Here is a 26,593-nt window from a genome sequence, read left to right on the forward strand (position 1 = left end):
GAACCGCCACCTTTCGGAGTTTGTAGGGGTACAAACATTTTACCGAGGTTGCGGTTCTTTTTCTACCTTTTATTGGTTATTCAACACGCGTGAAAAAATATAATAGTAATAGAGGTGAAGACAGACAGACATAGATGACAGGAATATCGAAGAAGGTATAAAAGTGCTAGAAGACATGATAAATGAGAATACCTATACACCAAGGATGTCATCTACTCTCTGGCATGTGAAACTGTTTGCTGCATAGTCCGAAGCATCAAGAATTATTTTAAGGAAGGGGATTTTTAATGAGTAGATTGTTACTAACTTCTTGCGGTTTTATTACTGAAGATATCAAAAATCAATTTCTTGATTTTATGGATAGAGATATTTCTCGATTAAAGGTCTCTATTATTACAACAGGCTCCCCTATGAAAGAAAATAATAGGTATGCGCAAAGGGCGAAGCAAGATTTCAAGGACATGGGATTTCAGCATATCGATTTTGTAGATATAGAATTCGATGACCCGAAAATTCTCGTAGATCGAGATGTTATATATATCAACGGTGGGAATCCCTTTACATTATTGTATTACGCGAAGAAAAGCGGGGCCGACGACATTATTAAGACGCTCGCCGCACAGAATGTAATTATAGTCGGAGTAAGTGCTGGAGCGTTACTACTGGGGCCAAATATTAACATTGTCGATTTCTTTACTCCACAAATGAACACTATGGATTTAACGGATTTTAAGGCATTAGGTGTAACCGACAAGCTTATTTTTCCTCACTATGATAGAGAGGACATATTTAAAGATAGTACTAATAAAACAATTGAAGAGAGAATAGTAGAATTTGAATCCAATGAGAATTGTAAGGTGACAAGGCTTAAAGATGAAGAATATATCTCAATCGTAACGAACCAAGCACAATGAAATTCATAAATTCATTGAAAGTAGCTCGAAGTAACAGATCACTTGTTTAAAGAAAGGAGAAAATATGACTAAATTGCCAAGAAGAATCCACATCATCGGCTCCACTGGAAGCGGTAAAACATATCTAGCCAAAAATTTATCAAAGCAATTTGACATTCCTTACTATGAACTGGACAAGGTAATGTGGAGTAGTTCAGTAGAAATGGCAGGGAAAAATTCTCCTGAGGTTCGTGACAAACTATTAAATGAAATAATTGTAAAAGACTCTTGGATTGTTGAACTATAAAAAACGGAAGGTGTTCGGGAGATGCGCATGAAAAAATTTTATATTGCATCAAGTCTCAAGAATGTAGAAAATGTAAAATATGTAATCGATCAATTGAAGGGAATGGGTTTTATTCATTCATATGATTGGACTCAGAATGATAAAGTAACTTCAATAGATCAAATGAGAGATATAGGACGGAAAGAGATGGCTGCAGTAAAGAAGTCAAATTTTATTGTGGTTTTATTACCGGCAGGTAAAGGAAGTCATATTGAGCTAGGAATTGCACTGGGTAACAGTATTAAAACATATTTATATTCACCCAATGATGAAGTAAATGATATTGAAAAGACAAGTGTGTTTTATCATCAAGATGGAGTGCATAAATGCAAAGGAACACTAGAGGAATTAATACAATACATAAGGAAAGATCAAGAAAGTGTGGGTTGTTGAACATATATGATTGTAATTCAAAGATGAAGCTGACATCTATAACAAACCCGTTGGTGTTCGTGAATTCAGAAACATTAGACGAAATAATATGCAGATAAGGATGATAGAATGGATTCGAAAATATTTGATGAATTTGCACGAACGATAAAAAAGGCAAAAATCAAAAGCTGTCTAATCATGAGGGAAGACCGTTTAGTGTTTGAATATTACAAAAATCGTAAGATAGAAAACAATCCTCAAAAAATAAATTCGTGCACTAAAAGTATTTTATCCATACTTATTGGCATTGCACTTGATAAGGGCTATATAAAGAGTATTGCAGAACCAGTGTGCAGTTTTTTTCCGGAATTAATGAATATACTTGACGATCCTAGAAAACGAAACATAACTATTGAGGATTTACTTACGATGTCGGCGGGATTTGAATGGCCCGAATTCGGTGAATGGAATTATTCTACTCCGATGTTATTTAGTTCAGACATGATAAAATATGTGTTTGAAAGAAATCTTGAAAATGACAGAGGAGAAAAGATGAATTACAATTCTGGTTGTTCGCATGTGTTAACAGCGATCTTGCAGAAGACTACAGGAATGAAAGCTATAGAATTTGCAAGCCTTCATCTGTTCAAACCTCTTGGAATCACAAATGTTCAGTGGTATGAGGACAGTAAAGGAATTAACCGAGGCGGAGACGGCTTAACTATGACTACGGTTGATATGTTGAAAATGGGTACTTTGTATTTGCAGGAAGGGAACTGGAAAGACAAAAGAATTGTATCATCAGACTGGTTGAGAAGGTCAACACAACCTTATTATTTAACTTATGAAGCTATCGGTTATTATGCTTACCATTGGTGGGTAAGAAACCTTAATATCAACAATGCTGAAGCAGGCAGCACAGAAATGATATTTGCTTTAGGGTTTGGTGGTCAATATATATGTATAATCCCTAGCTTGAGTATGGTTATTGCAATAACGAGTGATATGTATGAGGATTCATTGAAACCATTAAGATTACTTGAGGAATGCCTTGTTCATGCGAAACCCATCTGAGTTATGGGCTATGGATATATCGGAAAAACAAATCGAAAAAGCAGCAGAACAATTGAAGGCAAGAGGTCTTTCGGCAAAATTGATCTGTTCTCCTATGGAAAAAGAATGCGGCATCCCTGTGGGTTATTTTGACTATGTTTATTCGATTTATGCTATAGGTTGGACCACGGATCTGGAGGGTACTTTAAGTCGGATCGCTTCTTACCTGAAAAAAGATGCAGTATTTATATTCAGTTGGTCTCATCCTATACATAGATGTGTCGCTTCAGACAATGGCATGTTTACTTTTAAAAAGACTTATTTCGATGAAAATTGGTATCCGGTCGCTGTTGATGAAGGTGAACTGTTATTAGCGGACCGTAAGTTATCAACCTATGTGAATGCGTTAGCAAAAGCGGGATTTGTAATTGAACAAATGATTGAAGAAACGGATGATGAGATTATGCAAACGCTGGATGGTAATAGCGATATGGCAAAGAGAGCAAAGGTGCTTCCTGTAACGTTTGTGATTAAGGCAAGAAAATTATAATATCTGCTAACTATGAATATAGAACGAAATTTAGCTGATTCGAGAACACCATTGACATCAAGTAACATCATTAATAACAAGGAGGTCGAAACCTTGACGCTTAGATTGCAAAGTGCAGTGGAAGGTGATCTTCCTATTTTGGCTGAAATGAATAAGCAGTTAATTGAAGATGAGAAAAGCTCCAACCCGATGGGAATGAAAGAACTGGAGGAACGTATGCGTCAGTTTTTCGGAGATTGGGAGATTGACTTAATTATGAAGGAAGATGGTGTAGTTGGATATGTACTCTATCAATATCAGGTGAATTCACATAATAGTGAAGGACGACAAGTGTATATAAGACAATATTGTATTAGACGAGAATGTCGAAAGATGGGATACGGAATTGCTGGAATTGAACTCTTAAAGAAGACGCGTTTGAAGGATGTAAAGAGAATTGAGATTGATGTATTAGAGACTAACCCTGACGGGAAGAGATTCTGGAACAAGGCAGGATTTAAACCATATTACACAAATATGAGAATGGAGACTTAATGGTAGTAATATGTGTAATACCAGCGGTGGGATAACCAAATATTTCCTCGCAGTTTTATGGGAATGTCGTACTGGAATTTAGACGGGGGGAGATTTAATGGATTATTTTATTTTCCTGATGATTATTGCTGCGATTGTTGTGTTTTCTATATTAATCCTTATCTTATGGAGAAAACAAAAGGTTACCGTTGTTTTCGATAAAGATGACTACGATCTGAAAGATATTACTTTAGCTGATATAGACAGGATGGAGGACGGCTCAGGTTTTGAAATGTACATATATAGATTATTAATTGAGCTAGGCTATTCTGGTGTGTATAAGACTGTCGGTAGTCGTGACTTTGGAGCTGACGTCGTTTTTACTGATGCAGATGGAGTTAGGAATGTCATTCAAGCCAAAAGATATGCTGTACATAACCCGGTAGGCATCAGCGCTGTTCAAGAGGTCTTTTCTTGTATGAGATATTATAAGGCTAAAAAAGCGATTGTCATTGCAACATCGAGATTTACAGATTCTTGTGAAACGTTAGCTGGTATCAATTATGTAAAATTGATTGACCGAACTGACTTATCTAACATTATGGATGCCCTAAGAACTGGCGATACCTTTGAAGCCCGCAGGATAATTGAAGCGGAACCCAGAAAGATACTTGAATCCTGGTCGGAATCGAATTCCACAGCGCTCCATGAAATCCGTAAGGATTACAAGGCTGAGAAGTATGTAAAAAAAGTGATGAATAAGTGATAGATACGATAATAAGAGTAATATTGAAAAATATAACAAAATATGATCCATACATATTGATGAACTATAATTACAGGATCGTTAGGTGAAGGGTCAAAAATACAAGAAAATCAATGAAGAGAAGAGGAACATTCAATGTCCTATAAATCCATTTTAATAGATCAATTAACAGCATGTTATAACGACCAAAGTTGGTTTCTTTCTCTTGAGGATATACTGAAAGATGTAACAGCAGAAGAAGCAGCCACTGGGAATAACAATAAACAAACCATATGGTCCATTGTAAATCATCTTATTTTCTGGAATGAGAAATGGCTTGGGCGTTTTAAGGCTGGAGAATTTGTCTTAAATCATGAGATTAACAATGATGAGACGTTTTCTTTGGATCCGGATCAATTGACTGATTCCGGCTGGAAGGAAACTTTAAGTCGACTTGAGCATGTATTTAGCGATTGGAGAATTGTTTTAGAAGAAACAGATGAAATGAAGCTCACCAAACAACTGCCAGAATATTTCAATGCTCCTTGGTGGGGAGTTGTTTCTAATCTAAGTATTCATAATGCCTATCATATTGGACAAATCATGCTGTTAAAGAAACAAATTCGAGCTAGATAGTGTTTTAGGCTGTGAAACAATAATCTCTATATTTCTTCAATACGGTATAAATATCATCTTGTCCAATGATGGGAATGAGATGCGAGAAGACCTTGTTTGTTGAGAAATATATATAGGTGGGAATTATTATAAATTTTAAAATAGAAATTTCGGATAAAGAAGAAATTGAAGCCTTCTACTCCATACTGATTTTGGGCTGTATAACTGCGATTAAAGAAGAGCTTCTAACTTGGGATCAGGCAGAAGAGCGTCTATTTAGTCCGATTACCTTAGCAAAAATAGAAAAATTAAATCTTCATTCGACTCTGAAAGAAATTACTAATCAAGGCATGATGGAATTGAACTTGCTTCAGCAATTGAACTTAAGAAGGTACGACAAAGTGATGCATGAAATAGAGAAACGCTTGAAGACATTTATCATGGAACAAAAAATAAGTGAAGGACAATGGATACATTGGATTAAATAAAGCGAACAGGGGAGGGAAAATGATGCTTTCAAAGATTGAAATTAGGAATCGTCAAAGAGAAGGTTATCCTGGGCTCATTAATTACGCGGATATCATTATTGATGGCCAATCTCTATTTGACTTGATTGCACACAAATATGATTTCGTGTCATGTTTGGGGTGGGGAAGTCATGAATTTCAAGAAATGCAAGTTGATCGGTTGCTTTTAAAGATAGATTCTGATCTGCCTAATAACCGAAATTCGATTTATATTTGTCCTGCCTGCGCAGATTTAGGGTGTGGAGCTATAACTGTGAACATTGTAATAAATGATGATACTGTTATCTGGTCTAGGTTCGGAACACAAAATAATTTGAATGATGATCTGGAAGAGGATAAAGTACATTATTTTGATCAAATAGAAGAGTACATATTTAATAAAAGCGAGTATGAAGAGGTAATCAAAAACTCAAAAGGAAGTGGCATGATTCGATGGCCATGGGATGAAGAAGGTGGAGTTTAATTTCTAGAGGGATGGAATCGAAAAATTAATCGGAGAGTGAATGTATGCTAGTATCACCAAACGAAAAAATTATTCACGATAATTGTGAAACTGCAATTGAATACGGTAAATCTTTTCATAAAAATCTAGATTATTCAGAAACAAGCATTACCGAAGTCGAAGAGATCCTGGATTATTATTCAAAGGAATTGAACCCCGGATGGATTAAATCCGTCATAAGAACCATAACCAGGCGCAAGCCCACTACAAATCAGCTTCAATCCATGGCATTGATATGGGGTGTTTATTTGGGTGAAGTGATACGAAATCATAATCTGGACAGATGTAACTGGTATGTTGAGAATGTTTTTGGCGATGGCGAGGTACTGCATCTACAGGTTGGAAGCGTTAAAGCCTTTCCAATAGATAAAGTGTATAAACGGCTTATGAACGGTCCTGAAGATAACATTCTATCTTTCTATGATGTAATCAAATACAATGTTTTAGAAAAAGAAAGTCATTCATAGAAGCAGCATGCATTTTATTATACTGTTGTTATAAGGAGCTGATCATATTGGATATCGAATTAGCTATATCAATTGCGTTAGAAGCCCATAAAGGCCAGCTTGATAAAGGTGGAAAGCCGTATATTTTACATCCGTTAGCTGTCATGAACCGAGTGGAAACCATCGAAGAGAAGGTCGTGGCTGTTCTCCATGATGTCATTGAAGATACGGAAGTCACGATTGAACAGTTAAGAGAATTGGGATTTTCGGAAGAAATCGTAAAGGCAATCGGTTTATTGACAAGATCGGAAGAGGATAGCTACGAACAATTTATTGAGAAAACGTCAACGAATCGAATCGCAAGAAATGTAAAGATCGCGGATATTCAAGAAAATATGAATTTATCCAGAATTAAGAATCCCACGGAGCACGATTATAATAGACTCGAAAAATATAGAAAAGCAATGGAAAGATTAGAGGGGGGATAGGAGTTAAGCATGTATAAATGGATTCCATTATTCATAAGTGTACTTCTACTATTAACAACAGGTTGCAGCACTACACACAAGATCGATACCGATTTAACCAAAGATCTAACAAGAGACTTAAAGCAACTTTCTCCACTAATCGAAAAAGTCCAATTTACGTTTACTCGTCCAGACCTTACTTACAGAATAGACATGAGCAATGAACCAAGTAAAGAGGAACTGGAATCAATGCTTACGGTAATAAAGGAGTTTACAACAGTAGATAACATGAATGAGATGGCTCGCAGTGTAAAATGGGGATTGGAAATGTCCAATGTGTATCTTGATGTGAATACTGACACAAATAAAGAAACCATTGAACATTCCTATCACGCAAGATATTTCAGGACATCCAACGCTAGTGACCACTCCGAAGCAAACATTGAGGGTTATTCAATTTGGTACGATCAAAGTGAAAAATAGTAATATAGAGGAACAGTTTATCGATATAGAGCAGTCACTGGGCTGCTTTTATTATTTTACGGTTCGCGAATGGAACATGTTGGGTTATATTAATTATAGCTGGAATTAGATGGGGAAGGATGTTCAAGAGCAATACCTGACAGTTTGACTCGAAAAATTCACATGAAAAAGGGAGAGAAAATGAAGAAGAATATTGCAATTATTATATTAACGGTTGGCTTGATCATTAGCTTGTTCTTTAACTATCAAATGAAGGGATATAGGGAAGTTCAACAAAGAGATTATAATCTGAAATTAAATCATGGACTTCAAATTGGCATAAAACAATCTATCGAGAATGTAGATTATGTCTTGAAGAGTTTGCAAAACAATGCTTCAAAGGAAACGGTCCTCTATACATTAGGTAATCTGGCAGTGACGTTAAAAGTGGGCGAAGAAGCTTTTATTTTTCTAAATGCGGATTTTCAAGAGCTTGGATCATCATCAAGCAATCTTATATATAGCGTATTCAGAGATTTCTATGGATATGTAAGGGCAGACCTCTCGGATGATATTGTTTCGAATCAGCAGTCACTTGAACAAGATTCAAGTGGTCAACTGGTCAAGGATATAGAAATTCTCAAAAAGGATCTGGAGTATATTGATAGTCAATTTAACGAGCAGGCTTTGAAAGATCGAAGTCCCAAGTGGATTGAGGATAAATGGGAAGAGTTGATTGCTGAAATTGTGAACCGGAATCCGAATTTCAAGTTATATGAAAGAATGAAATTGAAGTATAATTTTTGAATATTATAAATTAATCAATGAAGGAGCAGCTTTTGAACTAGGGCTGTTTCTTTTTTTGATTTTTACTCTTCGCAAATGGAACATTGTGGGTTATATTGGATATGATTTGGTTCTCTAGTAGAGGAATGGTGAGGTGTTAACCGTGGATGATCATATCCGTTTTCCGATCGGGCATTTTGTTCCTCAGCTTGAATTCACCAATGAGGATCGAAGAGGCATTATAGATCAAATTCCTGAAATCACGAAGACGTTAAGAGAAGTAACACAGCATCTTCAGGATGATCAGCTTCATACTCCTTATCGTACTGGCGGTTGGACGATCACACAAATCGTGCATCACCTTGCAGACAATGATATGAACGCATACATAAGATTCAAAAGAGCATTAACTGAAGAGGAGCCGTTGGCGAGCTCGTATCGCGAAGATTTGTGGGCATCCCTGCCCGACTATCAGGAGCTGCTAATGGAAGATTCGATTCAGCTGTTGGAAATATTGCACAAGCGTTTTGTCACGCTAATGCGCAGCTTACATTCTGAGCAGTATAAACGAAAACTTCGAACAGAAGTGTTAGGTACAATCTCATTGGATATTGCTCTGCAACGATTGGTTTGGCACGGGCAGCATCATATCGCTCAGATTAAAGCTTTTACAGCGTCGAATTTTTAACAAATACCTCATTTTATCTTTTGCAGAGCGACCAGTGTTGAATAGGAGACTATGATATGTATCATTACCGGACGGGTCAGAAGAAAGATCTTGCTCAAGTTATCGATCTCACGATCAGCTGGACAGAAGAAGACATCACCTTGGGATACGAAAATGTGGCCTGGACTCTAGAAAAATTAGAAAAGAAGCTGAATGATTACTTCTATGTCGTGGAGCTGCAGGATGTCATTGTGGGGTATGCCTTTGGAGAGATCAGGCAGAGGAACGCAGAGCCGGTCATTCCTCAAACGGATGCTTATTTGGAACTTCATGAGGTATACATCCATCCCGAACATCGGAGGAAGGGCATTGGCAGGAAGCTTGTTCAATGCTTATTAGACCAGGCACAGCAACATCAGGTTGAGCGGGCTTTGGTTGGATCATCCAATCGGAGATGGAAAGATACGGCGGCATTTTACGAAGAGCTAGGATTCCAGATGTGGTATATCCAGATGTACAGATAGAAGGTGAGCAAACATGAATAAAACCATATATATGATCTCCGGGCCTCCTGGGGTAGGTAAGTCCACGACATCACAACAGCTTGTTCAGACATTAAGCAAAAGTGCTTATATTTCAGGAGACGATATCAGTCATATTCTAGTGAATGGACGAGGAAAACCCTGGTTATGTAAAGAGACGTATGATCTGACATGGAAAAATATACTGAGCATAACTCGGAATCTGTTAGAACAGGATTATGACGTTGTTATTGACTATGTTACGTTCCCTTCAGAAGTAGAATGGCTTGTACAGCAGCTATCCAACCTTGAGTATCAAGTCGTTTACGTTGTTTTATTGGCAGATCAGAGTACCTTGTTACACAGAGATCAATTGCGACCAGCAGATCAACAGATGGGTGAGCGCAGTTTGTTTTTGCTAGAGGAATTTAAGATGTGCTCAGAGCTAAAGGAACGATATAAACTCTATACGCAGCAGTACAGCAGAGAGCAATTATGTGAAATTGTTGAACATATTCTACACAATCCAAGGTTCATTTGGGAAGGAGGTTTTCCAGATTGAAGCCAATCTCCATGGTTTTTTCATTTATTTTGATCATCTTAGGAATCGTTATAATAACGCTTACCAAAACCATTGAAGAGGTCATGCCAAAATTGGGGTATGCTGCTTATCAATCCGCAGGAGCGGGAAGTTACAGTCCGTATGATTATGAGATGGATCTTGAACTGAATTATTGGTTTGGAGGTGGCAGCATCTTGATCGGAGCAGTTTACTTTTTGAGCAAACTAGCTTTCTTCCGCAATGCAATCACTGAAATAAAGCTGAGAGACAAAGAGTTTCATGAGAAATACAAGTAATTTCATTGAAGATGCGCTGAAAACGTCATATTTTTATCTTCAAATGGGCGGTGAACGATCGAAATGAACGATCAACATCTCTTGAATTTTTATTTACATATAAGAGAACAGGAAGCCTATCAGTGGAATCTATCGCCTGCAAGCTTGTATCTGGAGCTGGAGACACGTGATTTTTTAGCCAAATATTTTGCTGTTTTCAATGGACTGAAAGCACTTAATGTTGGCATTGGCGTAGGAGAGTGGGACGACTATATTGGATTCTTGTTGAACGGATCAGGTTCTCTAATAAGCATTGATATTGATTCAGAGATTTGCGACATTTTTAAATACCGACAACAAAAGGAGGGCCATCCTAATGCCGCTACTGTTATATGTGATGATTTTTTAGCGTGTAAGCTGCCTCAGAAGCATTTTGATCTAGTTACCATGATTGGCTCTGCACTGCAAGAAACTGGCGCATACCGCAGATGCTTGCAAAAAATATCAGAGGTGTTAAAACCAGAGGCACAATTCATGTATATGGATTTTGATAAATACCACAAAAAAGAAGATTTGTTCGAGCTGCTGCCTGAGCTGAAGTTTGAGTTAATGCATATCGAACAATTTAACCGATTTTCTAATGTCAGCTTTTATTGTATGAAGCTCAAGAAGGTACTATGAACATACATTGGAGATTATTTATGTCTTCTAAAAGATAATCCATTGGAGGGCTTCTATGAATCGAACGCTCATGATTAGCGATATTCACGGTTGCATTGATGCATTGAACCAATTGCTAGAAGATGTTCATTACAATCCAAAGTACGATCAGTTGATTATGCTCGGAGACTACGTAGATCGCGGTCCCAGTAGTAAAGAAGTTGTTGATAAGGTCATGCAATTAGTGCATGAACATCATGCAATCGCTTTAAGAGGTAATCATGACCAGCGATTCGTTGATTGGATACAAGAGGGAGGTTCGTCCATTCAATCAAAGTTCATGAAACACGGCGGACTTCCGACGCTCCAAAGCTACTGTCAACCAGAGCGTGATTTTTCGCAGGAAATGATAGAAGAAGCTCGGGGAATCATTCAATCGAATTACCGTCATCATATTGATTTTTTGAGCAAACTACCTCTATTTTACGAGGATGACGCTCATATTTATGTTCATGCAGGCTTGAATCCGGGCTATAGTGAATGGAAGCATCAACCAGAGCGTGATTTTATGTATATCAAAGAGAAATTTATTGCTCACACGTTCAGCAGCCTTCACAAAAAAGTTATCTTTGGACATACAAAAACGATAGATATTCATGGCTCAGCAGATGTTTGGTTCGCTGAAGACAAAATAGGCATTGATGGTGGATGTGCCTCTGGAATGCAGCTGAATTGTTTAATTTATCAAAATGATACGTACGAGGTAAAACATTTTGACATGTCGTAAAACGATTTTTGTCAGTGTAATAGCGTTTTACAGTGTGTATCCGTACACAATGTAAAATATTTATACATTCATACTTTAGCAAAGGAAGATAACATAATGAATAAAGGCAAAATTATTTTTTTGAACGGGGTAACAAGCTCAGGGAAAACGTCGATTGTAGAGGCGATGCAGTCATACGATGAACCGTTTTTCTATGTGGTGGCGAATGATTTATTCGAGAATACGATTGGCGATAAACATCTCCAGACCGATTACTGGAAGTATCTGAGTAAGGCCATCATCATGATGTATCACACAGCAAAGGTATTTTCGGATCATGGCAAGCATGTGCTGATCGACGGTATTCTGGTGGAACGCCCGGAGCTTGCACCGCATTATGAACAAGTGAAAACGATTTTCGAAGGGTATCCGCTGGATATTGTCGAGCTGTATTGCCCTCTTGATATCTGCCGTCAGCGTAATATTGAGCGTGGTGATCGCTGGGAAAATCAATCCGAGGAGCAGCATCGCATGATGTCTTCTGACATTCAGTATACCTACTCGGTAGATACGAGTCTGCATACGCCTGAAGCATGTGCAGAGATGATTATCAGCACACTATTTAAAAATGAATAAAGGTTTATTTATGGTTGAATTGAACTAATGAATCCAAGAAAGAAGCTGGGGCGTCTATTGCATGATGTTCCAGCTTCTTGGCTTATTCGAGGGACTGGAGGAAAGGAGAAGCAGAGATGCTGGATAGCAAACAGCATGGCAGGTTGATGAAAAAGGAACGATTCCTTTTGCAATTCATTACCTTGCGGTGGGAAAAAGAAGTGAGAGGGGCTCCTTATGCTGCTGTACGAAACCAAATGGAGAAAGCCTTAAGCTTACCGGAGAATCTGTTCAGTTACGACACGGACTATGGACAGCCATACCACAAGGTGGTCATGGTACATAATAAGAAAGGTCTGGAGACGGTCCAAGACCAGGTTATGCGTTTGAACCCGGGGGCAGACAAGTGGAAACTCGGATGTATTGAAATAGATAAAAAGGGGAGTGAATCCGAATATGATGTGACCTTTACTTATTCTCAAGAATGCGGCAAACCCGCCCGCTATGACTCGAAAAATCATACTTTAACCGAGCGGGCATTTGGATTGACTTCGAACGAATATGGAAGAGTGCTCTACAACGGAAGGCATATCTATCCAGATACGGGAGAATGGTATTATGAGTTGAATATATTGAATATGCTGCTTACGAAGCAAAGCTATCCAAAGATGTTCATAGATCACGAGTTGGTAAAAGAGTACAAGCAGATTGAAATGTTATATTGAAGTAAGTATACAGCGAGAGAGTTCGAGGTGGGACGACAAATGAAGCATCCTCAAGAGATCATGCCGTTAATCAAAAGATTAAATGAAAATGATATTCCGTTTACACTGGGAAAATACTGAAGCTGCCTTTATCCCGTATTCCCGATCGTACCTGGCAGGGGATGAACATTTCGAGTCCTGAATTATGGTACGTTGCTTATCATATTATGGGGAGGCGTGAGAAAGCGGAACTGATTTTAACGTATTTACAAACCAACCATGAAATTGTAGATCAACATCTCGTCAAGAGTTTGTTAGAAAACGACAATCTAACGGACGAAATCCGAAGAGGATTGAACTCTCTGATTGAGAACTAATTTCTTTTACACTGAGGTGCATCTCATGTTATATCATTTTAGTGAAGAAGCAGACATCGACGTTTTCATACCGAGAGCCAAGCAGAATCGGCCTGATTTTCCGGCGGTTGTCTGGGCGATTGATGAGCAGCACGAATGCAGCTATTATTTTCCAAGAGACTGCCCGCGAATTGTGCTCAGAAGGAACGAAGAGATCAGCGATGAGCATCAGGAGTTGTTTTTTACTCATACGGATGCAGCCATCATTGTAACGGTTGAGAGCGAGTGGTATTCAAGGATCGTGAATCAGACGTTGTATCGCTATCACTTGCCGGAGGCTACTTTCCGGCTTTTTGATGAAACGGCAGGATATTATATTTCCGAGCAGGTCATTACACCAAGCCGCATCGAGAAAATAGACCATCTGGTAGAGAGACTTATTGCCAGAGGAGTGGAATTGCGAATGACAACCAATCTATATCCTCTGAGAGATGCTGTGTTAAAGTCCGATTTTCAGGAATTCGGGATACACCGGTTTAATCATGCCAAGTTACCGTAGGGGAGGAAAGGAATGGCCGGGTTAGGAGGGGATGAGCATGTTTTCTGCCTGCTGAAAGTATTTCTTATATGTAACTGAACATAAGTTGAATGTTTTTATTGAGTGCTGGCATGAAGGGTTATATGTACAGGGTGTTTTTCATGATTTATCCAAATTTTGTCCTCAAGAATTCTTTCCTTATGCAGTCAAGTTTTATGCGAACCAGAAAGATGAAGACATAGAAATGAGATGGAAGAACGCATGATAAATTCGGAAGATGTTATTTTGCACCCTGAGACTAGAGAATCACTTGAACTGTTGCTTACGGTGAAGGGGGAAATATAATGACCAAGGAAATGGAACATTTGCTTCAGGCATTTGAAGAATGGACACTCTTTGTCAGAACGCTGACTCATCTTGAAGAGAAGATCTGGAATTCCAGCTTGGAAGAAGGGAAGTGGACGATAAAATCGATCGTTAGCCATATCATGTTATGGGATCGATATTTTTATAAGGAAGCCATTGAGAAGATTGCGCTGAACCAGCCCATTACGCTGAAGCATCTTGATTTTGATCAGTTTAATCGCAAAGCTGTGGAATACGGTAATCGCACGGAGACAGCGGAAATCGTAGATAAAGCGATCACATATCGCCATAAAATCATGAATGACATTCGCGGATTATCGGAAGAGCGGCTTCATCAAAAGTATATCGATGCAGAAGGTAACGTGTTTTATATTCCACAATACCTTAAAGATTTTATATGGCATGATCAGCATCATATGGAACCCTTGAAAAGGTATCTTGCCAGTCTTGAAGTGTGAAGGAAAGGGACATAGTAGGCAAGGGCTTTGTATATGGAATGCAGCTAATGGATCGGCGTACTTCGAGCTTTATTTACTTTAATCCAATATGGAGGGATTGTTATGAGCATTCATACGATCACATTATCTCAAGCCAATCTGATCGGTTCATTTACGAATGAGGTCAAGCCCGTGCTGAACATTAATTCGGGTGACTCTATCCGTTTTCAGACGCTGGACGCGGGCTGGGGAACAGGTGTAAGTTATGCCGAACGTTTGAAGCCTTTCTCGCGACAAGGTGAAAAGGATGGGGGGCATGCCTTAATTGGTCCCATCTGCATTGAAGAAGCGAAGCAAGGGAAAACGCTGGAGATTATATTCAATGAGATTGTGCCCGGCAGTTACGGGTTTACTTCCGCTGGCGGATATCCGAACTGGCAGAACCAGAAGTTGCATCTAACACAGGTGGAAGAACTTTCTCTGAATTGGTCACTTGATCGACATTCGATGAGCGGGTCCTGTGAAGTTCAGGGTAGGTCCTATACAGTATCATTAAGTCCATTTTTGGGCGTAGTGGGGATGCCGCCCGAATCAGGAGGAATTCATACGACGTGGCCACCCCGTTTTTGTGGAGGAAATATAGACTGTAAGGAACTGGTGCAGGGAAGCAAGCTGTATTTGCCTATCCCCGTAGATGGTGCTTATCTCGCTGTAGGGGATGGTCATGCACGGCAGGGTGATGGCGAAGTGAGTTGTCAGGCAATAGAATGTCCGATGGAGCTTGTAGATATCACAGTCAATGTCATTGACGATATGCCGCTGACGAATCCTCGTGCGCATACGCCATCTGGCTGGATTACTTTCGGATTTCATGAAGATTTGAATGAGGCGACAGTTCAAGCGTTGGATGGCATGTTAAACCTGATGGGTGAGTTATACGGCTTGCAGCGTGTCGAAGCGATTGCACTGGGAAGTGCGGTGGTGGACTTGCGTATTACCCAGATTGTAAATGGTGTAAAGGGTGTACATGCTTTCCTGCCCCATGATGCCTTCAAATAATCGAAAGAAATGAAGGTTTTAGAATCTGACACAGAGCCGGTCAATGATCGTCAAAGAGAGCTGTAAGGGGCAAGAAGTCAGCATTGGCATGCTTGCTCAAGGACGAGATGGAATCCTAACGATTCCCACAAAGCTTATTTGCCCTGAATCGGGGGTATCAGAATTCTAACGATCTCCAGGAAGCTTATTTCATTCAAAATTGTGAAAAATGCGTATAATCAGGATGATTTCAGATGAATAGCGTCTCTGTGGATCGTTAGAATGTTTGAAAGAGCAAAAATGCCGAAATAAGGCTTCTCCTGATCGTTAGCGCCGGCAGTAGCAGACTTGCATGGGAGATGGGTGAATTTTGCCAATGCCCTCCCCTGAGCACTAAAAGTATGACTGCAATATACCGTGACATGACGCAATTTGACAGTGTACACAGAGAGGTTAACTAGAGCAAGCGCAGCTAAAAGCTTTCTGAAAGAAAGATCCATCGTAAGCAAAGGCTCTGCCTTTATCAATGGATTTTTCCCTTTGAGAAAGGAAATCCAAAAATAATCTGGAGATAAACGCTATTCTCCAGGTTATTCTGCACTCGGAGTGACTCTATCAAATCTTTAGTTCAACTCATACAGAGCCCTATGACATAAAATTCAATTTTATAGCATAGGGTTCTGTATTTATAAACACATTTAAATGTTTCAATATCATAAAAATGTGAGGAATGAAACCGCAATAATCAAAATATTCTAAATAATAACATAAATAGTATTGACCCAAGGCTTTTCGCGATACTATAATGAAATGGGTTTCATGAAATCCTTTTCATTACCACTCGACATCTTGGTAAGCGCTTTCTATCGAAGGTATGATTGCAGGTTTTCAAGTTCCCGATTCATCTTTATCTAACTTAAGGGGGAGCGTGCGTAAGATGAAGTTTATGAGACAGAAGCGGTTTACCTTGCTTGTGATGTTCACCTTGCTGGTTACCGTCATCGCTGGCTGCAGCGGCGGAGGGGGTGCGCCAACCGAGGCTGTAAACAAGCCGCCAGCAGAAGAAAACAAAGAAGTGGCTGCTGAGCCTGCTGAAGAGAAGCAGGAGCCAGCCGTCGATCTGAAGGGCAGAGCGGTGCGAATATCCAATTGGTGGGATGCGGCCCCCAAAGGGGACTCGGAGGCAGATGAACGTGCACGTGAACGAATCAAAAATGTAGAGAAGAAATATAACGTCAAAATCTCTTATCTGAATACAGACTATGGGGCAACGTCGGAGAAAATATCTTCATCCGTTATGGCGAATGAGCCTTTCGCTGAGATTGTGCGTGTGCCTGACGGCAATATATGGGGGCTGATGCAGGGCGGGTTTCTGACACCGCTGGATGAATATTTGAAGGAGACAAAGATCCAGCCGGATGTCATTGACTCCATGCGGTTTGGCAGTGATAAAGTATATGGTTTGACCGGGTGGTATACCCCGAATGACAGCGGCATGTTTTATAACAAACGCCTGTTCAAAGAAGCTGGCTTAAAGGACCCGCAGCAGCTGATGGAGGAGCACAACTGGAACTGGGATACGATGCTGGATGCGGCCAAGAAGCTGACCGTAGACAAAAACGGAGATGGCAAGATGGATCAGTATGGTCTGTCGGGTGCGTATTATGTGCTGCATGAAATGCTCATCGGAAGCAATGGCGGCAAGATGTACGATGAGACAACGCAAAAGGCAGCGTTTGACTCACCTGAATCTTTGGAAGCGCTTAACTTTCTGTACAGCCTGTACAACGATCATAAAGTCGTAAAGGCTAACGCAGGCAATGACTGGGAGGACCCGTCCAAATATTTCTCGGAAGGCAATATTGCAATGTATCCCGGCGGATTATGGGAAGTCGAAGGTCGCATTCTTGACAAGTTAAAGGATGACTGGGGTTATGTTTACATGCCTAAAGGCCCCAAGGCTGCTACCTATCTGGATACGGTAAATAGTACAGAGAGCTTTGTTATACCGAAAGGCGTTAAGGACGCAGACGTGATTGTGAAAATCTGGGAGGAGCTTCAGGACTTTGATAACTGGCAGGAGAATCATCGTCTATGGCTGGAGAACATTTTGCCAGATGACACCTCCATTGCTAACGCCATGAACGACAACGGAGAGGTTGAACGGGTCTATGGCGCACGCGCCGGGGGATTGGGTGTAAAAGAAGCACTTGGCAGTGTAACTGAAAAGTTCGTAAAAGGTGAAGTAACACCTTCTACAGGCGTTGCACAGATCATTGGGCCTGCACAAGCTGGCATCCAGAAGGTGTTAAAGGGAGAGAAGAGCAAGTAAGGCGTAAGCAAAATGCAGCTAGAAGTCCTCTATGGAGCATCAAACGGTAACGGTTGGTGTCAACAGTATAACAGTATGCATAACAAAGCAGGATCATTTACTTGAGGGAGGCAGCCCATGTTGAAAAAAATGATGATCAGCAAAATCATGTTGTTTGTTTTGTTTGCCACATTAATTACTCTTTTGTCTGCATGCACGAGTACAAGTGAAAAGCCAGCCGAGCCGATCGCCAAGCCAGCTGAAGTCGAGACGAGCACAACGCCGGCGAAGGAAGAAAAGGTAGAAGAGGCGGAGCCAGCCCCGAATCTGAACGGACGTGTCATTCGAATCTCTCACTGGTGGGATGCGACACCAAAAGGCGATTCGGAATCGGATGAGCTTGCGCGGGAACGGATCAAAATGGTGGAAGAAAAGTATAACGTGAAGATCAAATATCTGAATACAGAATACTGGTCTACCTCTGAAAAGCTGTCTTCCTCCGTGCTCGCTAACGAGCCTTTTGCGGAGATCGTCCGAATTCCCGACGGATTCATCTGGGGACTTATGCATGGCGGATTTCTGACACCGCTGGACGATTATCTCAAGGACACTCGGGTGGAGAAGGATGTTATTGATTCGATGCGTTTTGGTGGCGACAAGGTGTATGGCCTGGAAAGCTGGTATTCGCCAAATGACAGCGGCATGTTCTATAACAAACGGATTTTTAAGGAAGCCGGATTGAAGGACCCGCAGCAATTGATGGATGAGGATAACTGGAACTGGAATACGATGCTGGATGCAGCGAAAAAGCTGACCGTAGATAACAATGGTGATGGCAAAATGGATCAATACGGCCTCGCTGGCGCGCATTATGTGCTGTCCGAGATGCTGATCGCAAGTAATGGCGGCAAGTTATACGATGAGCAGACAGGCAAAGTCACGTTTAATTCACCGGAAGCTATGGAAGCGCTTAACTTCCTGCATAGCTTGTACACGGAGCATAAAGTCATTAAAGCGAATGGAGGAAACGACTGGGAAGATCCAGCCAAATATTTCGGGGAAGGCACCATTGCGATGTATCCAGGCGGGCTGTGGGAGATTGAAGGCCGTATTCTCGATAAGCTCAAAGATGAGTGGGGATACGTATACATGCCGAAAGGCCCACAGGCCCAGTCTTATCATGAACCCTTCGGTCAGACTGCAGCCTACGTCATTCCAAAAGGGGTGAAGGATGCAGAGGTTATCGTAAAAATCTGGGAAGATCTGCAGGACTTTGATAACTGGCAGGATAATCGCAGGCTTTCCCTTGAAAATATTTTGCCGGATGAAACATCGATTGCCAACGCGATGAACGATGATGGTAAAGTGCAGCGTTTGTTTGGCGGACGTTTTGGCGGGCTGGGCATCAAGGAGCAGCTGGACAGTGTAACAGAGAAGTTCGTTAAAGGGGAAATTACCCCTTCGACGGGTGTTGCCCAAGTGATCACGAAAGCGCAGGCTGCAGTGAAAAAAGTATTGAGCGGAGAGCAGGACAAGAAAAAATGATGCACGGAAGTTAGAGCATAATGGTGCGGCCCATACTGTTTTCGAGCGGAGTCAGTTAGGAACACCAATCATATGGGCCGCATCTTATTCCTTTCACGAACGTCAGCAAAAAGGGGGGCATTGGGTGAAGTTCACATTATCCCGAGTGGTGATCGTCGTTGTCACGTTAATGCTCGTCGTGGTGTATGCGATATCCAGTTCCGGTGCGAGCGGCGATGCCAAGACCGGAAATCGATCATCAGATCCGAGTCGTATCATGCCGATATCCGAATCTGCTGCTGAGGATAGCTATGATGCCTATCTGAAGCAATTCCAGAACGAGAAGCGGCCTTCAAGGGAAATTGTCATCCATGGAGCTGATTACACAGCTGCCGAAGGCATGAACCCGCAGATGATCACGGAGCTCGGCGGCGAGTCAGGCAAGTTCATAAGAACAGAGGAAAGTGGTTCGGTGGAGTGGGAAGTGAACATTCCCGAGTCAGGAATGTATCACATGTCATTACGCTATTACCCGATTCAAGGGAAAAGTTCTGCCATCGAACGTGAATTGTGGATTGATGGGAAGTTACCGTTCAGCAGTGCACGCAATATGAGCTTCCACCGGGTATGGGTCAACGAAAAATCTGTAATCGAACAGGACAATAGAGGCAATGACCTTCGCCCGCGCCAGGTGGAAGCGCCAAAGTGGCAGGAGTCGATCCTGAGGGATAAAGAGGGCTATTATGAAGAGCCGTACCAGTTTTATTTTTCAGCGGGAAAACATTCTATCAAACTCGTCTCTACACGTGAGCCGGTGGTCATCGATTCCATCAAACTGCATCATTACGAGGCACCGCCATCTTATGCAGAGCTCAAGCAGGAGTATGAGGCCAAGGGATACAAGCAAACCAATGGACATTTGATCAAGGTGCAGGGAGAACAGGCTTCATACAAGTCTTCACCGACACTGTATCCCATTACAGATCGCTCCAGTACATCTACAGAGCCGTATGATGTTTCCAAGATCAGAATGAACACGATTGGCGGGAACAACTGGCGGGTGCCGGGACAATGGATTGCATGGGAAATGGATGTACCGGAAGACGGTTTATACAAGATAGCGATCAAGGGCCGACAAGAACTGCTGAGAGGCATATATTCAACTCGCTCATTGCAGATTGATGATAAGGTTCCTTTTCAGGAAATGATGCAGATTCCGTTCTTTTATGACGCCGATTGGCAGATGAATGTGCTGGGCAATGAAGAGGAGCCGTACTTGTTTTATTTGACGAAGGGAAAACATGAACTGCAGCTTGAGGTTAGTCTCGGGGCCATTGCACCGCTGATCCGTCAGGTTGAAGCCAGTGTGCTCGAGATCAATGCGATGTATCGAAAAATTCTGATGATCACGGGCAATGTGCCAGACCCGTATCGTGATTATCAATTAGATAAACAGATTCCCGATATGGTGGATGTGTTTCGCAATCAGAGTGACATTCTTAACGCGGTCTCTGAAGAGTTAATTCGTTTGACAGGGGAGAAAAGCGACAAAACAGCGATTTTGAATAAAACCGCCTATCAGCTGGCTGATCTGGCGAATAAACCGGAAACCGTTCAGAAACGGCTGTCCCAGTTCAAAATCAACGTCGGAAGTGTTGGCTCATGGCTTCTGGAAGTACGTGAACAGCCGCTCGAAATTGACTATCTGCTGCTTGCCTCACCTGATGAGAAGCTTCCAAAAGCGAATGATTCGGTGTTCAGCAAGGCGGGGCATGAGGTGTCGTCGTTCTTCCATTCTTTCTTTGAAGATTATGACACGATAGGCAGCACAGCGGATGAAGATAAGTCCGTCACCGTCTGGATTGGTACAGGCCGCGACCAGGCGCAGGTGCTGAAGGCAATGATTGATGATACCTTTACACCGCTGACAGGCATTAGCGTTAATCTCAAGCTGGTTAATGCAGACGTGCTGCTTCGTGCCTCGCTGGCAGGAGAAGGCCCGGATGTAGCGATGCAGGTTGGCAACGATGTGCCGGTTAACTTCGGAATGCGGCATGCAGCGGAGGATTTGTCCACATATCCTGGCTATCACGAGTTAATCAAACAGTTCAGGGATAGTGCGATGGTTCCGTATAAGTTTGAGGACCAGGTATTTGCGTTGCCGGAGCAGCAGATCTTCAACATGTTATTTTATCGGAAGGATATTCTGGAGCAGCTTGATCTGCAGCCGCCGCAGACGTGGGACGATGTATATGCCATGATCCCGGTGCTGCAAAAGCACAACATGGAGATGGCGCTGCCTTTGGCACAGACAACTGGCGTACCTGTATTGGAAGTCAATCGGGCGTATGCCATGCTGCTGTATCAAATGGGCGGTTCCTTCTATTTGGACCATGGTGCCAGAAGCGGTATGGATACGGAGACTGGACTGGAGGCGTTCAAGGAATGGACGGATTTCTACACCAGCTACAAGCTGCCGCTGACCTTTGATTTTCCGATGCGCTTCAGAACAGGGGAAATGCCGGTGGGCATCATGGACTATACCTTCTATAACTACTTGTCTGTATCTGCTCCAGAGATTAAAGGCCTGTGGGAATTTATCCCGGTTCCCGGTCTCAAGCAACAGGATGGAAGCATCAAACGTGATGTTGCAAGCGGCGGAACCGCGACCGTTATGCTCAAGCAGTCAAAGCATAAGGATGCAGCATGGGAATTCATGAAGTGGTGGGTCAGCAAGGATGCCCAGGTTCGCTTCGGACGGGAAATGGAAGGTCTGATGGGTGCTGCTGCGCGCTATCCAACGGCGAACATTGAAGCATTACAAGAGCTGCCTTGGCCGATTCGTGATTATCGCAGTCTGGAAGAACAGTGGGAGTGGGTACAAGGCGTACCTGAGGTTCCCGGAGGTTACTTCACAGGCCGCCATCTGGATAACGCACTGCGTGAGGTCGTCAATAACGGTACCAACTCCACCGATGCTTTATACGATTATGTGCAGGAAATTAACTACGAAATTCAGCAGAAACGAAAAGAGTTTAAATTGGACGGAATGCGCTAGGGAGGGACTCTTTTGCAAAAGGCAAACCTTGTGACCAAAGCCGGTTCTCAGCCCAAGCGCACGCCTGCCGGCATGCCGGGGAGATGGGAACTCTTTGTCAGAGATATGAAGCGGGATAAACATCTGTACATTCTTTTATCCCCATATATGCTGTTATTTTTGCTATTCACCGTGTTTCCAGTCATCATCTCGATCTTTTTCAGTTTTACCAACTTCAATATGCTGGAGTTTCCGCAATGGGTCGGCTGGGAGAATTATTCCAAGCTGCTCTGGAATGATGATGTGTTCTTGATTGGTCTCAAAAATACCATTATTTTCTCGGTAGTTACCGGCCCAATCAGCTACATAGCCTGCTTTGTATTTGCGTGGCTCATTAATGAGCTGAATCCGAAGGTAAGAGCATTTATGACCCTGATCTTTTTTGCGCCTTCGATCTCGGGCAACGTGTTTTTTATTTGGCAGATTATTTTCTCCGGGGATTCCTACGGCATTATGAACGGTTTTCTGATGAAAACAGGCATTCTTTATGAGCCGATCCTGTGGCTTCAAGACCCGAAATACATGCTTGCCATCATTATGCTTGTACAGCTATGGCTCAGTCTGGGAACGAGCTTCCTGGCATTTATCGCCGGTCTGCAGACAGTGGATCGTACGCTGTATGAAGCAGGAGCGATTGACGGGGTTCAGAATCGCTGGCAGGAGCTGTGGTATATTACGCTGCCTTCGATGCGCCCTCAGCTGATGTTTGGTGCCGTTATTCAGATTACGGCATCACTGGCGGTTGCGGAAGTGGCGACTGCACTGGCCGGTTTCCCAAGTGTGCAGTATGGGGCACATACGATTGTTACACACTTGATGGATTACGGAACGATCCGCTTCGAGATGGGTTATGCGTCGGCCATTGCAACGGTGCTGTTCGGTTTGATGCTGGGCTCCAACCTGCTTGTTCAAAAGCTTCTGAAGAGAGTGGGGGAATAGCAGATGAAGATAGCCCTGCGTATGAAACGAAAAATCAACCGATCCTGGCAGGTCGATGTTCTGCTGTTTCTGCTGCTTGGCGGATTCGGCGCATTTATGGCGGTTCCGCTCATTTATGTCATCAACAATGCCTTTAAACCGCTGGATGAGCTGTTCATCTTTCCGCCAACCCTGTTTGTGCGGAACCCGACATTTGAAAATTTCTCTGATCTGTTTCAGGTCATGAAAAATTCATGGGTTCCCTTCTCGAGATACATTTTTAACACGGTGTTCATTACAGCAGCAGGTACATTCGGTCATATTATTCTGGCCTCGGCGGCGGCTTATCCGCTGGCAAAACACAAGTTTCGCGGCCATAAAGTATTGTTCACCGTTATTGTGCTTTCGCTGATGTTCTCGCCGCATGTGACAGCCATCCCGAACTACATGATCATGTCAACACTCGGCTGGCTCGACTCATATCAAGCGATCATTATCCCGGCCTTTGCTTATCCGCTCGGCCTGTATCTGATGAAGCAGTTTATGGAGCAGATTCCCGATGCGCTGCTGGAGGCGGCAAAAATGGATGGCGCGAGCGAATACCGGATTTTCTTCCAGGTGGTGATGCCGCTTGTCAAACCGGCCTGGCTGACCCTGCTCATTCTGATGATGCAGATGCTGTGGGGAACGGACGGCGGAAGCTTCATCTATAGTGAGCAGCTCAAAACGATGCATTATGCCATGGGACAGATTGTGCAGGGCGGAATTGCCCGTGCAGGGGTAGGGGCTGCTGTGGCTGTCATCATGATGACGGTGCCGATCGTCACGTTTGTATTGTCGCAGAGCAATGTCATTCAAACGATGGCTTCATCCGGCATGAAGGATTAAGGGAGGGGGATGTTAGAGATGAGAGTGAGATCATGGCTGATCGTTCTGGCAGCTTCCCTGCTGATTGCCGGACTCGGACATAACCAGGCTCATGCGGCACCGTATGAGGGATATACCTACAACTACTGGGGGGATGCGGTAAAATCACCGATTGCGTTTCTGCCTTCCAGAGTCATTACAGGGGATGAGGCCGGAACAGGAACGTGGCAATCTCCACTGGATTTATATGCTGCGAAGAATGGTCTGCTCTACGTTCTGGATTCAGGGAATGCACGAATTGTTGTGTTAAATGAGAAATGGGAAACGGTTCGTGTCATACAAAACTTTAAACATGACGGCAAACAGGACAGCTTTCTGAATCCAGAGGGGCTTTTCGTTACGGAGGCGGGACAAATTTACGTAGCGGATACCGAAAATAAACGAATTGTGGAGCTGAATCAGGACGGTTCATTTGTGCGTGCCATCGGTGCCCCGGAATCAGATGTGCTCAGTGATACGTTTGAATATTTTCCGCGAAAAGTCATTGTAGACAAAGCGGGGCGCATCTATGTGGTGGGCCGGGGTGTCTATGAAGGCTTGATCGAGTTTGATAGTGACGGACGTTTTACCGGCTTCATGGGCACGAACCGTGTGCAGTTTGACCCGGTTGATCTGTTCTGGAAAACGGTGTCCACCAAGGAGCAGCGGGAGAAAATGATCCGTTTTATTCCGCTTGAATTCAACAACGCCGATGTGGATGATGGTGGTTTCATTTACACAACAACAGCGGACAAAAATACGCTATCTGCGGTCAAAAGGCTGAATCCATCGGGGATCGACGTGCTCCGGGTTAACGGCGAATTTGCACCTGTCGGGGACTTGAGCATAAACCGCTCCTCCTTCATTGATATCAAGGTGTCCAGTCATGGAGTTTACCGTGCACTGGATTCCACGCGAGGGCGTGTATTCACGTATAACGAAGACGGTAATTTATTGTATGTCATTGGTCAACTGGGCAATCAGGTGGGCACGTTCAAAAATCCGGTGGCGGTCGAAAGCTACGGTGATGCCATCTATGTGCTGGATCGTGACCTGGGCCGGATCACCGAATTCAAAGCTACAACCTTCGGGAGCCTGGTGAATGAAGCCAATCGATTATACAGCTCGGGAAAACATTCAGAGGCCGCCAAGCTGTGGGAAGAAGTATTACGTCTGGATGCCAATTATGAAATGGCCTATGTCGGGATCGGCAAGTCGATGCTGCGGGAAGGAAAATATAAGGAAGCGATGACGTATCTGAAGCTTGGCAACGATCGTGAATATTATTCCAAGGCACTCGCGAAGTATCGCAGAGAATATATGCGAGAGTATTTCGGCATGTACATGACCATAGCAATCGGGCTGCTGATCGGAGTCATTGCATGGCGCCGCATCGCCAGAGCAAGAGATGAGAGGAGGATCGGAGATGTCGCTAATTAAGGAGCTCAAATATTCTCTGCATGTAGTCGTACGCCCTTTTGACGGATACTGGGATTTGAAATATGAAAATAAAGGCAGGCTGCGTGTGGCGCTCCTGGTACTGCTTGCAGTCACGGTAACGATGATTGTAAAACGTCAGTACGCAGGGTATGTCGTGAATGACAATTATCCGCTGTCGCTGAACAGTATCAATGAGTTCAAGTATATCGTGCTTCCTTTTTTGCTCTGGTGTATCTCCAATTGGTCGCTGACCACGCTGATGGATGGGGAGGGCAAGTTCAAGGATATTATGATTGCGACCGGGTATGCGATGCTTCCGCTGGTCCTGGTCAACATTCCGAATATATTGCTGAGCAATGTTATTACGCTGCGTGAATCCTCCTTTTATTATTTGCTGGATTCATTCGCTATGCTCTGGTTTGTATGGCTGCTGTTTATCGGAACGAAGACGGTGCATCAATACACGGTTATGAAAACGATCACCACCATGCTGCTCACACTCGTTGTGATGGGCGTTGTTATATTTCTGGGCCTGCTTTTCTTCAGCTTGATCCAGCAGATCATCAGTTTTGGCTACACCCTCTATCAAGAGATCACGCTGCGCGAATAGGAGAG

Annotated in this window: 31 protein-coding genes and 2 pseudogenes; all 33 read left to right on the forward strand. The window is 42.7% G+C overall.

Annotated elements, in window-relative coordinates:
• Positions 1 to 287 precede the first annotated feature (287 nt).
• The gene (locus HNR77_RS16410; protein WP_184186452.1) at positions 288 to 914 is read left to right on the forward strand and encodes a Type 1 glutamine amidotransferase-like domain-containing protein; all 627 of its coding nucleotides are present in this window, start codon (positions 288 to 290) and stop codon (positions 912 to 914) included.
• Between the two features lie 64 nt (positions 915 to 978).
• Positions 979 to 1,200 (forward strand): P-loop NTPase family protein, encoded by a 222-nt coding sequence (locus tag HNR77_RS16415; RefSeq protein WP_184186455.1) that lies wholly within the window; start codon positions 979 to 981, stop codon positions 1,198 to 1,200.
• 27 nt (positions 1,201 to 1,227) lie between these two features.
• Positions 1,228 to 1,632, forward strand: a complete 405-nt coding sequence (locus HNR77_RS16420) for a group-specific protein (RefSeq protein WP_184186458.1) — start codon at positions 1,228 to 1,230, stop codon at positions 1,630 to 1,632.
• 108 nt (positions 1,633 to 1,740) lie between these two features.
• Positions 1,741 to 2,685 carry a serine hydrolase domain-containing protein gene (locus tag HNR77_RS16425; protein ID WP_184186461.1) on the forward strand — a complete coding sequence of 315 codons (945 nt, stop codon included), beginning with the start codon at positions 1,741 to 1,743 and terminating at the stop codon, positions 2,683 to 2,685.
• A pseudogene (locus HNR77_RS16430) lies at positions 2,672 to 3,214 on the forward strand (class I SAM-dependent methyltransferase); the annotation flags it as partial. The gene HNR77_RS16425 and the pseudogene HNR77_RS16430, both read left to right, overlap by 14 nt.
• Before the next feature lie 93 nt (positions 3,215 to 3,307).
• Positions 3,308 to 3,748, forward strand: a complete 441-nt coding sequence (locus HNR77_RS16435) for a GNAT family N-acetyltransferase (RefSeq protein ID WP_184186466.1) — start codon at positions 3,308 to 3,310, stop codon at positions 3,746 to 3,748.
• A 97-nt stretch (positions 3,749 to 3,845) separates the two neighbouring features.
• On the forward strand, positions 3,846 to 4,493 hold the full coding sequence (locus HNR77_RS16440) for a restriction endonuclease (protein WP_184186468.1): 648 nt from the start codon (positions 3,846 to 3,848) through the stop codon (positions 4,491 to 4,493).
• Positions 4,494 to 4,628: 135 nt separating this feature from the next.
• Positions 4,629 to 5,108 (forward strand): DinB family protein, encoded by a 480-nt coding sequence (locus HNR77_RS16445; RefSeq protein WP_184186471.1) that lies wholly within the window; start codon positions 4,629 to 4,631, stop codon positions 5,106 to 5,108.
• Positions 5,109 to 5,224: 116 nt separating this feature from the next.
• Positions 5,225 to 5,575: a DUF3969 family protein gene (locus HNR77_RS16450; RefSeq protein WP_184186472.1), complete on the forward strand. Its 351-nt coding sequence runs from the start codon at positions 5,225 to 5,227 to the stop codon at positions 5,573 to 5,575.
• A 22-nt stretch (positions 5,576 to 5,597) separates the two neighbouring features.
• Positions 5,598 to 6,077 (forward strand): hypothetical protein, encoded by a 480-nt coding sequence (locus HNR77_RS16455; protein ID WP_184186475.1) that lies wholly within the window; start codon positions 5,598 to 5,600, stop codon positions 6,075 to 6,077.
• 44 nt (positions 6,078 to 6,121) lie between these two features.
• On the forward strand, positions 6,122 to 6,583 hold the full coding sequence (locus HNR77_RS16460; protein WP_184186478.1) for a hypothetical protein: 462 nt from the start codon (positions 6,122 to 6,124) through the stop codon (positions 6,581 to 6,583).
• Positions 6,584 to 6,630: 47 nt separating this feature from the next.
• Positions 6,631 to 7,050 carry an HD domain-containing protein gene (locus HNR77_RS16465; protein WP_184186481.1) on the forward strand — a complete coding sequence of 140 codons (420 nt, stop codon included), beginning with the start codon at positions 6,631 to 6,633 and terminating at the stop codon, positions 7,048 to 7,050.
• A 9-nt stretch (positions 7,051 to 7,059) separates the two neighbouring features.
• A complete protein-coding gene (locus HNR77_RS16470; RefSeq protein WP_184186484.1) occupies positions 7,060 to 7,512 on the forward strand; it encodes a hypothetical protein in 453 nt (150 codons plus the stop codon).
• 162 nt (positions 7,513 to 7,674) lie between these two features.
• Positions 7,675 to 8,298, forward strand: a complete 624-nt coding sequence (locus tag HNR77_RS16475) for an oxidoreductase (RefSeq protein WP_260410604.1) — start codon at positions 7,675 to 7,677, stop codon at positions 8,296 to 8,298.
• A gap of 142 nt (positions 8,299 to 8,440) precedes the next feature.
• Positions 8,441 to 8,965 carry a YfiT family bacillithiol transferase gene (locus tag HNR77_RS16480; protein WP_184186487.1) on the forward strand — a complete coding sequence of 175 codons (525 nt, stop codon included), beginning with the start codon at positions 8,441 to 8,443 and terminating at the stop codon, positions 8,963 to 8,965.
• A gap of 56 nt (positions 8,966 to 9,021) precedes the next feature.
• Positions 9,022 to 9,468, forward strand: coding sequence for a GNAT family N-acetyltransferase (locus HNR77_RS16485; protein WP_184186491.1), 447 nt, complete (start codon positions 9,022 to 9,024; stop codon positions 9,466 to 9,468).
• A 13-nt stretch (positions 9,469 to 9,481) separates the two neighbouring features.
• Positions 9,482 to 10,027, forward strand: coding sequence for a P-loop nucleotide/nucleoside kinase family protein (locus tag HNR77_RS16490; RefSeq protein ID WP_184186494.1), 546 nt, complete (start codon positions 9,482 to 9,484; stop codon positions 10,025 to 10,027).
• On the forward strand, positions 10,024 to 10,323 hold the full coding sequence (locus HNR77_RS16495) for a hypothetical protein (RefSeq protein WP_184186498.1): 300 nt from the start codon (positions 10,024 to 10,026) through the stop codon (positions 10,321 to 10,323). The genes HNR77_RS16490 and HNR77_RS16495 overlap by 4 nt, the downstream gene beginning before the upstream one ends.
• 63 nt (positions 10,324 to 10,386) lie before the next feature.
• Positions 10,387 to 10,983 (forward strand): class I SAM-dependent methyltransferase, encoded by a 597-nt coding sequence (locus tag HNR77_RS16500; protein ID WP_184186500.1) that lies wholly within the window; start codon positions 10,387 to 10,389, stop codon positions 10,981 to 10,983.
• Positions 10,984 to 11,038: 55 nt separating this feature from the next.
• A complete protein-coding gene (locus HNR77_RS16505; RefSeq protein ID WP_184186502.1) occupies positions 11,039 to 11,749 on the forward strand; it encodes a metallophosphoesterase in 711 nt (236 codons plus the stop codon).
• A gap of 96 nt (positions 11,750 to 11,845) precedes the next feature.
• Positions 11,846 to 12,364 (forward strand): phosphotransferase-like protein, encoded by a 519-nt coding sequence (locus HNR77_RS16510; RefSeq protein ID WP_184186504.1) that lies wholly within the window; start codon positions 11,846 to 11,848, stop codon positions 12,362 to 12,364.
• Between the two features lie 116 nt (positions 12,365 to 12,480).
• A complete protein-coding gene (locus HNR77_RS29945; protein ID WP_221443881.1) occupies positions 12,481 to 13,068 on the forward strand; it encodes a hypothetical protein in 588 nt (195 codons plus the stop codon).
• Between the two features lie 381 nt (positions 13,069 to 13,449).
• Complete coding sequence (locus tag HNR77_RS16520) at positions 13,450 to 13,962, forward strand: DUF6886 family protein (RefSeq protein ID WP_184186506.1); 513 nt, start codon at positions 13,450 to 13,452, stop codon at positions 13,960 to 13,962.
• A 70-nt stretch (positions 13,963 to 14,032) separates the two neighbouring features.
• Positions 14,033 to 14,206: pseudogene (locus tag HNR77_RS29950) on the forward strand (DUF5662 family protein); the annotation flags it as partial.
• Positions 14,207 to 14,285: 79 nt separating this feature from the next.
• A complete protein-coding gene (locus tag HNR77_RS16525; protein ID WP_184186508.1) occupies positions 14,286 to 14,765 on the forward strand; it encodes a DinB family protein in 480 nt (159 codons plus the stop codon).
• A 102-nt stretch (positions 14,766 to 14,867) separates the two neighbouring features.
• Positions 14,868 to 15,803 carry an acetamidase/formamidase family protein gene (locus HNR77_RS16530; protein WP_184186510.1) on the forward strand — a complete coding sequence of 312 codons (936 nt, stop codon included), beginning with the start codon at positions 14,868 to 14,870 and terminating at the stop codon, positions 15,801 to 15,803.
• A gap of 916 nt (positions 15,804 to 16,719) precedes the next feature.
• Positions 16,720 to 18,114, forward strand: a complete 1,395-nt coding sequence (locus tag HNR77_RS16535) for an extracellular solute-binding protein (protein WP_184186512.1) — start codon at positions 16,720 to 16,722, stop codon at positions 18,112 to 18,114.
• 117 nt (positions 18,115 to 18,231) lie between these two features.
• Positions 18,232 to 19,638, forward strand: a complete 1,407-nt coding sequence (locus tag HNR77_RS16540) for an ABC transporter substrate-binding protein (protein WP_184186515.1) — start codon at positions 18,232 to 18,234, stop codon at positions 19,636 to 19,638.
• A gap of 169 nt (positions 19,639 to 19,807) precedes the next feature.
• Positions 19,808 to 22,675 carry an extracellular solute-binding protein gene (locus HNR77_RS16545; protein WP_221443888.1) on the forward strand — a complete coding sequence of 956 codons (2,868 nt, stop codon included), beginning with the start codon at positions 19,808 to 19,810 and terminating at the stop codon, positions 22,673 to 22,675.
• Positions 22,676 to 22,747: 72 nt separating this feature from the next.
• The gene (locus HNR77_RS16550; RefSeq protein WP_110896201.1) at positions 22,748 to 23,653 is read left to right on the forward strand and encodes a carbohydrate ABC transporter permease; all 906 of its coding nucleotides are present in this window, start codon (positions 22,748 to 22,750) and stop codon (positions 23,651 to 23,653) included.
• Between the two features lie 3 nt (positions 23,654 to 23,656).
• Positions 23,657 to 24,520 (forward strand): carbohydrate ABC transporter permease, encoded by an 864-nt coding sequence (locus HNR77_RS16555; RefSeq protein ID WP_111271151.1) that lies wholly within the window; start codon positions 23,657 to 23,659, stop codon positions 24,518 to 24,520.
• 18 nt (positions 24,521 to 24,538) lie between these two features.
• Positions 24,539 to 25,978 (forward strand): gluconolactonase, encoded by a 1,440-nt coding sequence (locus tag HNR77_RS16560; protein ID WP_184186521.1) that lies wholly within the window; start codon positions 24,539 to 24,541, stop codon positions 25,976 to 25,978.
• Entirely contained in the window at positions 25,965 to 26,588 is a 624-nt protein-coding gene (locus HNR77_RS16565) for a Yip1 family protein (RefSeq protein ID WP_184186524.1), read from the forward strand. The genes HNR77_RS16560 and HNR77_RS16565 overlap by 14 nt, the downstream gene beginning before the upstream one ends.
• Positions 26,589 to 26,593: the final 5 nt, after the last annotated feature.

Origin of the sequence: Paenibacillus sp. JGP012 (genome assembly GCF_014203995.1) — a bacterium.
Classification (GTDB): domain Bacteria; phylum Bacillota; class Bacilli; order Paenibacillales; family Paenibacillaceae; genus Paenibacillus; species Paenibacillus silvae.